This window comes from Treponema saccharophilum DSM 2985, assembly GCF_000255555.1.
GTDB lineage: Bacteria > Spirochaetota > Spirochaetia > Treponematales > Treponemataceae > Treponema_D > Treponema_D saccharophilum.
In genome coordinates this window covers 20,358-32,014 of the sequence record NZ_AGRW01000049.1, presented here as the reverse complement: position 1 = coordinate 32,014, position 11,657 = coordinate 20,358, and the positions used below count along the sequence as shown (strand labels likewise).

The following is an 11,657-nucleotide window of genomic DNA, read 5'->3' as shown; positions in this document are numbered from 1 at the left end:
AAAGGCGCGCGTCCGGAACCATTTCGGGCGCGCGCTTCCTTTGCGGGGGAAAAGCCATGCCGGCTACTGCCGGCGGCACCTTATTTAAAAAATGCGAAAAGCCGTCCTTTTTTTTGCCGCAGCATTCATATTTTTCTCTTTTTCCTGCACGGATTTTCCCGACGGGGAAATTTGCCCCGGAAGCGAAGTCGTCGCGAGAGTCGATGTCGGGGTCACATCGTCGCAGGAAATTGGCGGCGGGGGACGGTCCATACTTCCGTCGGCGTTTGACGGCGGCGGATACGAATACTACCTTTTCTACATCGATACGCTCAGCTCGTCGGCAAGCGGATATTCGTTTTACGGCACCGTGAGCCTCTCATACATATCGCAGACGGAGGCGACCGCATCGGTCGAATTCAGACCGTCCGTGTATCGGTTCGTCCTTTATGCCTGTCCCTCTCATCTCTCGTCACCGTCGGAAAATGAGGCGAAGTCCGCAGCCGTCCTTTCCGGGGCGACAATCGCGGATATCAGGAGCGTGAGGAAAATCCTCTTCTATTTGGATTCCGCCTCGCTTTCCGCGAAGGGAACTGTTTCGGTCGATATGGACTCGTCGTGGGCGTTTCCGGACGGATGGGATTTTTCCGACGGGAACGCGTCCGTGACGGTCGGGATTTATGACAAGAATACGGGAAAGCCTGTTGCCGTCGGGACGGAAAACCCGTATCGTCTGAGCTACCCGAGCGATGTTTCGGACGCGCTGCACCTGAGCGGCTTCTCGTTCGGCGGCGCGGAGATAATGCCCGGCGCATACGATTTCATCGTCAGGTTCGCCAACGCGCGGCTCGGGACGCAGTATGAGTGGAGCGACGACATAACAATCGTGCCGAACAGGACGACGTCGGCAGAGATTTCCGTCCCGAACGTAATAGAGAGAATCCCGTCGTCGCCTTCGTCTTTTTCCGTCTCCGTTTCAGGAGCGAACGACGATTCCGACTACTACACGGCTTTTTTCTCTTGGAACGACGACGCGGACAACGAGACGGGGTTCGAGATTGAGCTTGCCGACGTCAGCTCGTGGCATTCGAATCTCGACGGCGTCATGCTGATGATTCCGGATGTGTCCGACGACGCGTCGTGGGACGACACCGTCTCCGAGCCGTCTTACGCGGGAAACGACGTCAACGTGTATGACGAAAAATCGTATTCCGAATACATCTCCCATTATTACGGATATTTCGGGAACAGCGCCGATTTTTCCCCGGATTCGTACTCGCTCAAACGGAACAGCACAAGGGCGCGCTTCTTCCTCCAGCTCGGGCGGCGGTATATCGCGAGAATCCGTTCCGTGGGCGATGCCGGAAAAAGCGCCTGGGTCTACGGGGATTTCGATTCGGGCGGAATAAACGTCTTCAGGCTTTCGTATATGACGGATTCGGGAATTGTCTCCTCGTATGAAAGCCAGAGCGCGTCCGGCGTTCCCATTGATTTTCCGTCGTCGCCGCTGTGGAAGTCGTGGCGCGTCTCGTCGGGAACGGGCGAGGCGTACCCGGTCGGCGATGTCGGCCAGCCTGTTCCCTACACGGGTCACGCGAACCTCTACCTTGTCGGCGAGTACGACGCTTCCGACGACGGCTCTTCCGCATATGACTGGGCGGACGGCGACGTTATTCTGTACGGCTGGGGAAATGCCGGCGGGAACGTCTATTTCGGCGGGCTTTCGGAGGATGCTTCCGGGCTCAGCCGCCTGTGCGATGAGGGGCAGTTCGTCTCCGTCTCGAAATCGTCGGTGGGGACGCTGCGGTGGGAGCTTTCTCCTTCCGCAAAAAGCTACTCGTCCGTCACGCTCTCGATAAGGAAGTCCACGGATGATGCCCCTGTGTATTCCCAGCTGTGGGACACCTCGACGAAAGTATGGACGGTCGACGCCAGCTCTCTCGACGACGGCATTTACATCGCGACATTTTCCGCGCTGTCGGCGGCGTTTCCCGGCAAGGAATTCATCTTCTCCGCCGTCGTCGAGATAACCGATTGAGCGGCCGCTTCCGGCGTTCCAACCTGCGCGGCTTTGCGGTATAATTCGGCCGTGAACATCAACATGGTACAGGGCGAGAAAATCTCGATTCGTGGCGCCCGCGAACACAATCTCAAGAACATCAGCCTCGACATTCCGAGGAACAAGCTCGTCGTGATTTCCGGTCTGAGCGGCAGCGGAAAATCATCGCTCGCATTCGACACCCTTTTTGCGGAGGGGCAGCGCCGGTATATGGAAAGCCTCTCAAGCTACGCGAGGCAGTTCCTCGGGAGCATGGACAAGCCGGACGTCGATTTGATTGAGGGGCTTTCTCCGGCCATATCGATTGAGCAGAAGACGACGCACCGCAACCCGCGCTCGACCGTCGGCACCGTCACGGAAATCTACGACTACTACCGCCTCCTTTTCGCGCGCGTGGGCAAGGCGCACTGCCCGAAATGCGGGCGCGAGATAAACGAGCAGTCCGACGACCAGATAATCGGCTCGATAATGGGCTGGGGCGAGGGCGAGCGCATAACCGTCCTCGCGCCTGTCATCAGGGGGAAGAAGGGCGAGCACCAGAAGATAATCGACGACGCGAAGAAGAGCGGTTTCGCGCGCGCTCGGATTGACGGGCTGATGGTCGACCTCGACGATTCGATAAAGCTCGACAAGCAGAAGAAGCATTCGATTGAGATTGTCGTCGACAGGATTGTCGTCCGGGCCGACTCGCGGAACAGGATTGCCGAGGCTGTTGAGGCGGCGCTCTCCCTTGCCGGCGGAATCGTCGTCGTCCTCAGGCGCATTCCCGACTCGAGCGAGCGCGGGTACAGCGAGGAGGAGGTTTTCTTCAGCCAGCACAATGCCTGCCCCGAATGCGGAATCTCGATTCCCGAGCTTCAGCCGCAGCTTTTCTCGTTCAACAACCCGTTCGGCGCGTGCCCCGAATGCACGGGAATCGGCGAGAAGATGGAATGGGACGAGAAGAAAATCTTCCCCGACCGCTCCCTTTCGTTCAACGAGGGCGCGTTCCCGTTCTTCAATCCCGACAGCGAGTGGAATGCCGCGATGTTCGGCGCGATTGCTGCTGAATTCGGCTTCTCGCTCGACTCGCCGCTTTCCAGCCTCTCCGAGGAGCAGTTCTCGGCGCTGTGGAACGGCATCCCTGACAGGAACATCCGCTGGGTGTACCGGAAGCAGAGCGGCGAGGGCATGAGTGAATACAACCGCCCGTGGATAGGAATCCTCCAGGAGATGAGGCGGCGGCACAACGAGGCGTGGAGCGAGGCTCAGCGCGCCAAGATGGAGGAGCGGTTCATGTCCGTCTCCGAATGCACGGGCTGCCACGGAAGCAGGCTCCGCCCGGAGGCGCTCGGCGTTACCGTCGGCGGGAAGAACATAATGGAGCTGTGCGCGCTTTCCGTCGCGGACTCCATCGGCTTCTTCGAGAATCTCTCCCTTACGGAGACGGAGGAGGCGATCGCGCGCCAGGTCCTCAAGGAAATCAAGGCGAGGCTTTCGTTCCTCAACAACGTCGGGCTCGACTACCTCACGCTCGACCGCGCGGCGGGGACTCTTTCCGGCGGCGAGGCGCAGAGAATCAGGCTCGCGACGCAAATCGGCTCTGGACTTACGGGCGTCATGTACATACTCGACGAGCCGAGCATCGGGCTTCACCAGCGCGACAACGAGCGGCTCATCGGGATGCTGACCTACCTGCGCTCGCTCGGGAATTCGGTGATTGTCGTCGAGCACGACGAGCAGACGCTCCGCACCGCCGACTGGCTCGTCGACATCGGGCCGGGGGCGGGCGTCCACGGCGGGAACGTCGTCGCGTCCGGGACGCCGGAGCAGGTGATGCAGGTGGAGGAGAGCGTCACGGGGCAGTACCTTTCGGGGAAGCTTGCGATGGATATTCCCGCGGAGAGGCGGAAGGGGAACGGGAAGTCGATTCTCATCCGCGGCGCGCGGGAGCACAACCTCAAGGGCATCGACATCGAGATTCCGCTCGGCGCGTTCACCTGCATAACGGGCGTCTCCGGCTCCGGAAAATCGACGCTGCTTTCCGACATCTTCTATCCCGCCGTGTCGAACGCGCTCATGCGGACCGAATATCCAGTCGGCGCATTCGGGGGGCTTGAGGGGACGGACGGAATCGACAAGGTGATAAACATCGACCAGAGCCCGATAGGACGCACTCCGCGCTCGAATCCCGTCACGTACGCCGGCGTCTTCGATTCCATACGCGAGCTTTTCGCGTCGCTTCCCGACTCGAAGGCGAGGGGGTACAAAGGCGGGCGCTTCTCTTTCAACGTGAAGGGCGGTAGATGCGAGAAATGCCAGGGCGCGGGAACGCTAACCATCGAGATGAACTTCCTCCCGGACGTTTTCATCCAGTGCGACGTCTGCCACGGGAAGCGATTCAACAAGGAGACGCTCGACATACGCTACAAGGGGAAGTCGATTTCCGACGTGCTGGACATGACCATCGAGGAGGCATGCGAATTTTTCGCGTCAATCCCGCACATCGCGCGAAAGCTCGGCACGCTGAAATCCGTCGGTCTCGGCTACATAAAGCTCGGGCAGAACGCGCTCACGCTTTCGGGCGGCGAGGCGCAGCGCGTGAAACTCGCGACGGAGCTTGCCCGCCCGAGCACAGGGCGTACGCTCTACATCCTCGACGAGCCGACGACGGGGCTTCACTTTGCCGACGTCAAGGTTCTGATGGACGTCATCCAGCGCCTTGTGGACAAGGGAAACACCGTCGTCATGATTGAGCACAACCTGGACGTCATCTGCCAGGCGGACAACATCATCGACCTGGGGCCAGACGGCGGGTTCCGCGGCGGTTCCGTGGTCGATGTGGGGACTCCGGAGGAGGTCGCCTCGCGCTGGAAGGAGACAGGCTCGTTCACTGGAAAATACGTCGACGAGATGCTCCGGCGGCTCTGCAAAAAGGACGGCACGCGTTGATTTTCCGGGGCGTACGGTCTTTTTCGCGCGCGCGCGTCCTCGCAGTTCTTTCACTCCTCCTGCTCTGCCTTCCGCTTCCTGCCGACGACGGCACGTCCGTCATAAAGATAGAGTCCGCGCAGAAAACCGAGTACAGGAAGGACAAGGATGCGGGGAGCGACACGATTGTCCTGACCGGCGACGTGAAGGTGAGCGTGAGCCGCGGCGGGACGACGACGAGAATTTCCGCCGACAGGATAAATTTCAACCGCGCGAACGACATGATTTTCGCGGAGGGAAACGTGACGCTCGCTCAGTCGTCCGGGGATGCCTCGGGCGGTGAGACCGTCACCGCGGAGTCGCTGCTGTTCAACACGGCGACGCTCGAGGGCGTCTTCGACAACGGGCGGGCGGTGCAGACGTCGAGCGACGCGCTCAACCTGCCGAGCGGGAGCACGCTCATCGTCGCCTCGGACGTGTTCGGGCGGGACTCGGGCGGGACAATCGCGTTCAAGTCGGGGAACCTCACCTTCTGCGACGACGAGAACCCGCACTGGAGGATTCTCGCCTCAAGAATTTGGCTTCTTCCCGGCGGCGAATTCGCATTCCTCAACGCCGTCCTTTTCGTCGGCAGGGTTCCGCTTCTGTGGCTTCCGGCGTTCTACTATCCCAAGGACGAGCTCGTCTTCAACCCGTCGTTCGGGCACAAGGCGCGGACGGGGTATTTCGTCAACACGACGACGTACATTTTCGGGCGGAAGACGAATTCGTCGGCGACGACGGACAGCGACGACGACGACAAGATAAATTTCTTCAGCCTGATGAACACGTCCTCGATGAAGAAGCAGGTGCGCGAGGGGCTTGTCCTCCACAACCTCGACGAGGATTTCAAGGGCGACACGGCGCATTACGCGAAGATAATGGCGGACTATTACGCGAACCTCGGTTTCATGACGGGCTTCGACATGAATCTAGTTCCTGGAACGTACGTGACGAGCCTTGCCGCGAGCGCCGAGATTGCGTTCTCGAACACGGTTTTCAAAAGCTCGTCGGGAACGTATCTCCCGTACAACGACGCGGGCGACAAAATTTCCGACAGCTCGAATTTCATGGGGTTCCGCGCGCCGTTCCGCTTTCGGACGAACCTGAAGATGACGATGGCGAAACCGTTCTCGCTCACGCTTTCCATGCCGATTTATTCCGACCCGTTCTTCGTCTACGATTTCGACGACAGGGTCGAGTCGATGGACTGGATAGACTACGCGATGAGCGGCGGGAATTCCGACGACGACGATGACGACGACGACGTGACCGAGACGTCTTCGTTCTCGTGGAATTTGAGCGGGAGCCATACGTTCAAGCTTCCCGAATCAGTCTCGCCGTTCATATCGTCGCTTTCGATATCGAGTTTCTCCTCGTCCGTCACCTATTCGTCAAAGGCGAACTCCAAGCTTTCCGAGCGCGACGAATACAGCGCCGACAAGACGTGGGCGACGTACACGCCCGAGCGGAAATTCTATTACCCGTCGCAGGTGAACCCTTTCAAGGTCACGGCGAAAGTCGCGGGGACGCTCGTCAAGATTCCCGCGTCCCAGACCCAGAAAAAATCATCCGAAGCGCCGAAGCTTTCCCTTCCCGACGAATTCAAGACTGAGGAGGACCGTAAGAAGGAGCCGGAGGCGGAGGAGAATGAGAAAAAGGCGGATGAGGATGAAAAGGACGATTCCGGCGGCGAGGAAAAGACAGCGCTCCCCGAATCCGCGCTCCCGCTCCTTTCTGTCCCGTCGTTCTCGACGACGGCGGTGAGCGGGCTGACGTACAGCCTGGGCTACACCGTGACGCCGGATTTCTCCTCGCAGTTCTCGTACCTCGCCTCGGAGATTGCGACGCCCGACGATTTTTCGTGGAGCGACATGCAGTCGACGTACGTGCAAGTCAAGTCGCCCGTCGTCCTCACGAGCGCGCTCGGATTCCGGGACAGCTTTTTCTCGATGTCGAATTCGTTCACGTTCAACCCCGTCTACCAGAAGCACCCGTATCTGAGCGGCTACTACTACGACGACGATGGGAACATGACGACGTCGGGAAAGTCGATAATGACGGCGGACTACAAGGCGCGCAAGCTCGATTTGACGGGCACGAATTCGCTCACGCTCAAGCCGTTTTGCTATACCGAGCATTTCGCGAACACCGCAATCTCGTGGAATTCGACGGTCAAGATGATTGAGACGAAGTATATAAGCGAGGACGACGAGGAGCCGGAGTGGGAATACCTGACGATGCAGCTCTGGAGCGAGGACTGCGTGACGGCGCACACCCTGTCCGCGACGCTCGCCGCCACCGAATTCGACAAGAAGCTTTCGCAGAGCTTCACGCTCTCGTCAACGCTGCGCCCCCAGCCCGACGCGTACAAGGGGACGCTTTCCCTTTCGTTTCCGTTCGTCACATTCTCGGCGTCAGGCGGCATAAAGGAGAACACGTCCGAGAATACGGGCAGCGGGGAGTGGCACTACTGGGTCAAGGACGATTTGTCTCAGTCCCTTTCCGTCAGCGCGTTTTCCGGGAAGCTCAAATTTACGCAGTCGTATATATACGATTTCGAGGAGCGCGAGCACGAGTCGCTGAAATTCTCCCTTTCCGGGTACGGGATGCAGCTTTCGTACACGGCAAGCTACGTCGCGGGGTATACGTTCAACGTCGTCCGCGACGCAAACGGGACGATAACGTCGCGGAAGGGATGGAAGGCGAATTCGAGCGACGACAAGAGCTTCCAGCCGTACCAGCTTTCGCTCGCGTACACGAACTCGTCTGGCTCGTTCAAGTGGATGGCGGGACGAATCGCGCTCGCGCCGACGCTTTCCGCGAGCATCGTCTACGACTTCCTCCGCCCGACGAGCAGCTATATGGTGTTCAAGCCGGGGGTGACGTTCAAGGTCAGCGAATTCCTCGACCTGTCGTTCAGCGCGGAAAGCCGCAACAGCAGCATCTTCCGCTATTTCTGTGCCGACGACGAATTCGACTTCTATTACGGGAGCAACGGCGAGCGGAGCATTTTCCGCGATTTGGTCGACTCGCTCCGCTTCGATTCCGACGAGAAGAGGAAGGCGAGCGCGTTCAAGATGAAAAGCATCAGCGTGACGGCGACGCACGACCTCGACGACTGGGATTTCAGCTTCTCGCTTTCGATTTCCCCGAAATACGTCTCGGCGACGAGCAGCTCGCCCGCGCATTACGATTTCAGCCCCTACGCGTCGTTCAGCGTGTCGTGGCGGCCGCTGTCGAGCATGAAAACGCAGATTGTCGACGACTACGGCGAGTGGAAGCTGAACCCGTAGCCTTCCGTCCCTTTGCGATTGTTGGAAGTGCGTTCTTGGGGTACAATGGAAGCCACATGGAAAAGGTCTTTACAGTAGTCCTGTCCGATTCCGATGTTCTCTCGCAGGTTTGCGGGACGAACGACTGCAACCTCAAGCGCATAGAATCGTTTCTCGGCACTCCGGTATACACACGCGGGAACGAGCTTTCAGTTGAGGCGGAGGACGAGGACATTCACCGGAAATTCAAATTCATAATAGACAGAATAACGGACGAGATTGCGGAGGGCGGAAAATGCTCCCCCGACCTGCTTGAGTCGATACTCAACACCGGCTTCGTCGGATGGGGAAGGCGGGCTTCCGATTCCCGCGTTCCTTTCAATGCTGGGGACTGCGCGATAAGCATTCCCGGCGGAACGCACCGCGTCTACCCGAAAACGCCGAACCAGGCCTCGCTCGTCTCCTCCTTCAGAAGCCACGACCTCGTTTTTGCCGTCGGGCCTGCGGGTTCGGGAAAGACGTTCCTCGCCGTCGCGGAGGCGCTGCGCCTTGCGATGTCGAAGCGCGTCTCGTCCATAATCCTCACGCGCCCGATTGTCGAGGCTGGCGAGAGCCTCGGCTTCCTTCCCGGGAACCTCGAGGAGAAGATAAACCCGTACCTCCGCCCGCTCTACGACTCGATGGGGCGCTGCCTTCCGCGCGATGTCGTCGCGCGGCTCGTCGAGAGCGGAATCGTCGAAATCGCGCCGCTCGCTTACATGAGGGGGCGCACGCTGTCGAACTGCGTCGTCATCCTGGACGAGGCGCAGAACACGACGGCTGAGCAGATGAAGATGTTTTTGACGAGGATGGGAGAAAACGCGAAGGTTTTTATAACGGGCGACGTCACGCAGGTCGACCTTCCGAAAAAGCAGCGCTCCGGACTCGTCCACGCGCTCGGAATCCTGCGCGGCATACCGGAAATAGGAATAGTCGAGCTTGACGGCACGGATGTCGTGCGCTCGACGCTCGTCAGGAAAATCGTTGCCGCGTACGAGGCTGATGCCGCGGAGCGTTTTCCTGGGCAGGGCGCTTTCAGAGACAAGGAGGGCTGAGCGATGGATGCTGCGAACGGGGATACGATAGCGGAAAAAATCAGCAAGCGGAATGACGACGGGGATGCGTTCGGGATTGTCCGTCCCGTCATCGTTTTCCTCAAAAGAAATTGGGCGCGGTTCGTGCTCGCGTTCGCGACGTTTGCGGCTGTTTCCGCCGTGGTGTATTTCGGGGCGAACAGGGGCGAGAGCGTCGTGTCGTATTCGGCAGGCGAGCTTGAGGTCGGGCAGATTGCCTTCGAGACGATAGTCGCGCCGAAAACGATGCGCGCTACGGAAATGTACCCGATTGAGATAATCGAGGGCGAGAAAATCGTGAAGAAGGGGTTTCCCGTGACGGAGGAGGCGCTGCTGAAGCTCCGGAAACTTTCCGACTCGCCGACGCAGGTCGATTACCGCTCGATAGGGAACGTCGTCTTCTTCCTTATATTGGTGTGCGCGCTCTGGATTGTGCTTTTCAGCCCCGTCATTTTGGGGAAGCGCGCCGAGATGCGCGAGCTCGTGCTTGAGTGCGTGCTTTTCTTCCTGACGTTCTTCTTCATGACGTTCTCGGCGCGGGCGATTGCGTTCCAGTCGCCGTTCAGGATTGTGCCCGTGATTCCGTCGGTGCTCGCGCTCCTTCTCGTCGCAATCCTCTTCGGGCAGAAATCGGCTTTCCTGTATTCCGTCGTGCTTGCGGCGGGCGTTCTCGGCGCGGGCGGGTTCGAGGTCGTGCCGGCGCTGTTCACGTTCGCGACTGGGCTTTCCTCCGCTCGGATTGTCCGCAAAATCGAGAAGAGAATCGACATCGTGTTCGCGTCCCTTCTCCAGTCCGCGCTCGGTATTGTTTTCGTCATCGTGTTCAAGGTGATTTTCAACGACAAGTTCTCCGACATCGCGTTCGTGCTCGCGGGCGTCGTGCTCAACAGCTTCATATCGGGAATCCTCGTCCTCGGTCTGCTGACGCCGCTCGAGAACCTCATGAACACGGCGTCCGTTTTCCGCCTCATGGATTTGAGCGACACGGCGAATTCCCCCGTCCTGAGGAAACTCCTCATAAACGCGAGCGGGACGTACAACCACAGCATGATGGTCTCGCAGCTCGCGGAGAACGCGTGCCGGGAAATCGGGGCGAACCACTTCCTCGCGCGCGTCGCGGCTTTCTACCACGACATCGGAAAGCTCGACCAGCCGGAATACTTCACGGAGAACCAGTCGAACGGGGAGAACAAGCACGATTCGATAAGCCCGTCGATGTCCGCTTCCATAATAAAGAGCCACGTGAAGAAGGGCGTGGAGATGGCGCGGAAAATGCATCTTCCGTCGCAGGTTATCGACATAATCGCCGAGCACCACGGGAACAGCGTCATCGCGTATTTCTACGCGAAGGCGAAGGAAATCGACCCGAGCGTGTCCGAGACCGATTTCTCGTATCCGGGGACGCCGCCCGTCACGAAGGAGAGCGCCGTCGTCATGCTTGCCGACACTGCGGAGGCCGCCTGCCGGAGCCTCGACAAGCCGTCCGTCTCCCGCATAGAGAAATTCATCCAGACGCTTATCGACGCGAAGGTTGCGGGGCACCAGCTCGAAAAATGCGGGCTTACGTTCGGGGAGCTTTCGCTCATAAAGGAGTCGTTCGTGCAGGTTCTCGCGGGGCACTACCATTCGCGCACCAAGTATCCGAACCAGAAGGACCCCGATGAGGGCGACGGAAAGGAAGAGAAAGAGGAAGGCTCCGCCCAGGTTTCCGGCGGGAATGAGCCGGAGCAGGGCTGACGGCAGTTTGCTTTGATTTTTTTTGGAGGAAAAATGAACAGGATTTTGGTTTCCATGCAGGACGACATCGAGCGCGACGAAAGCAACGCCGCGTTCTTCGACCTTGCCGAATCGGGGAAAATCGAGGATTTCGTGTCGCGCGTCCTTTCTCGCCTCGGCTATGACGGCGAGGAGGTGTCGGTTCTTTTCTGCGACGACGGTTTCATACGGGAATACAACAGGAACGACAGGGGAATCGACGCGCCGACGGATATCCTCGAATACGAGAACGGCGACGAGTACGAGGACGACGAGGGGCGGTGGCTCGTTGCGGGCGACATGCTCATAAGCTTCGAGACGCTACCGAAAAACGCGGCGTATTTCGGCGTAGGCGTTGACGAGGAGCTCAAGCGCCTTCTCGTCCACGGCTCGCTCCATCTGAACGGGTACGACCACGGGGACGCGCATGTCGAGCCGGGCGTCGTGCCGACCGACGAGATGCTCCGCCTTCAGGAGGATGTCCTCGCGGAGTTCGCGTCCGTGAGGCTTATCTGAATTTCATCGGTT

6 protein-coding genes are annotated in these 11,657 nt (G+C 59.2%); all 6 read left to right on the top strand.

What is annotated here, in order from left to right; translation table 11 throughout:
* The first annotated feature begins 91 nt into the window (after nt 1-91).
* Entirely contained in the window at nt 92-2,017 is a 1,926-nt protein-coding gene (locus TRESADRAFT_RS08465) for a hypothetical protein (protein ID WP_002704772.1), read from the top strand.
* Between the two features lie 63 nt (nt 2,018-2,080).
* A complete protein-coding gene (uvrA, locus tag TRESADRAFT_RS08460; protein WP_002704770.1) occupies nt 2,081-4,969 on the top strand; it encodes an excinuclease ABC subunit UvrA in 2,889 nt (962 codons plus the stop codon).
* The gene (locus tag TRESADRAFT_RS08455) at nt 4,966-8,283 is read left to right on the top strand and encodes an LPS-assembly protein LptD (protein ID WP_002704769.1); all 3,318 of its coding nucleotides are present in this window, start codon (nt 4,966-4,968) and stop codon (nt 8,281-8,283) included. The genes uvrA and TRESADRAFT_RS08455 overlap by 4 nt, the downstream gene beginning before the upstream one ends.
* A 56-nt stretch (nt 8,284-8,339) precedes the next feature.
* Nucleotides 8,340-9,356, top strand: a complete 1,017-nt coding sequence (locus TRESADRAFT_RS08450; RefSeq protein ID WP_002704767.1) for a PhoH family protein — start codon at nt 8,340-8,342, stop codon at nt 9,354-9,356.
* Nucleotides 9,357-9,359: 3 nt separating this feature from the next.
* Entirely contained in the window at nt 9,360-11,111 is a 1,752-nt protein-coding gene (locus TRESADRAFT_RS08445; protein ID WP_002704765.1) for an HD family phosphohydrolase, read from the top strand.
* A gap of 33 nt (nt 11,112-11,144) precedes the next feature.
* On the top strand, nt 11,145-11,645 hold the full coding sequence (gene ybeY / locus TRESADRAFT_RS08440) for an rRNA maturation RNase YbeY (RefSeq protein ID WP_002704763.1): 501 nt from the start codon (nt 11,145-11,147) through the stop codon (nt 11,643-11,645).
* Nucleotides 11,646-11,657 lie beyond the last annotated feature (12 nt).

Coding starts and splice junctions, on each gene's coding strand:
- TRESADRAFT_RS08465 (WP_002704772.1), top strand. CDS start 92: ATGCGAAAAGCCGTCCTTTTTTTTGCCGCAGCATTCATATTTTTCTCT.
- uvrA (WP_002704770.1), top strand. CDS start 2,081: ATGGTACAGGGCGAGAAAATCTCGATTCGTGGCGCCCGCGAACACAAT.
- TRESADRAFT_RS08450 (WP_002704767.1), top strand. CDS start 8,340: ATGGAAAAGGTCTTTACAGTAGTCCTGTCCGATTCCGATGTTCTCTCG.
- TRESADRAFT_RS08445 (WP_002704765.1), top strand. CDS start 9,360: ATGGATGCTGCGAACGGGGATACGATAGCGGAAAAAATCAGCAAGCGG.
- ybeY (WP_002704763.1), top strand. CDS start 11,145: ATGAACAGGATTTTGGTTTCCATGCAGGACGACATCGAGCGCGACGAA.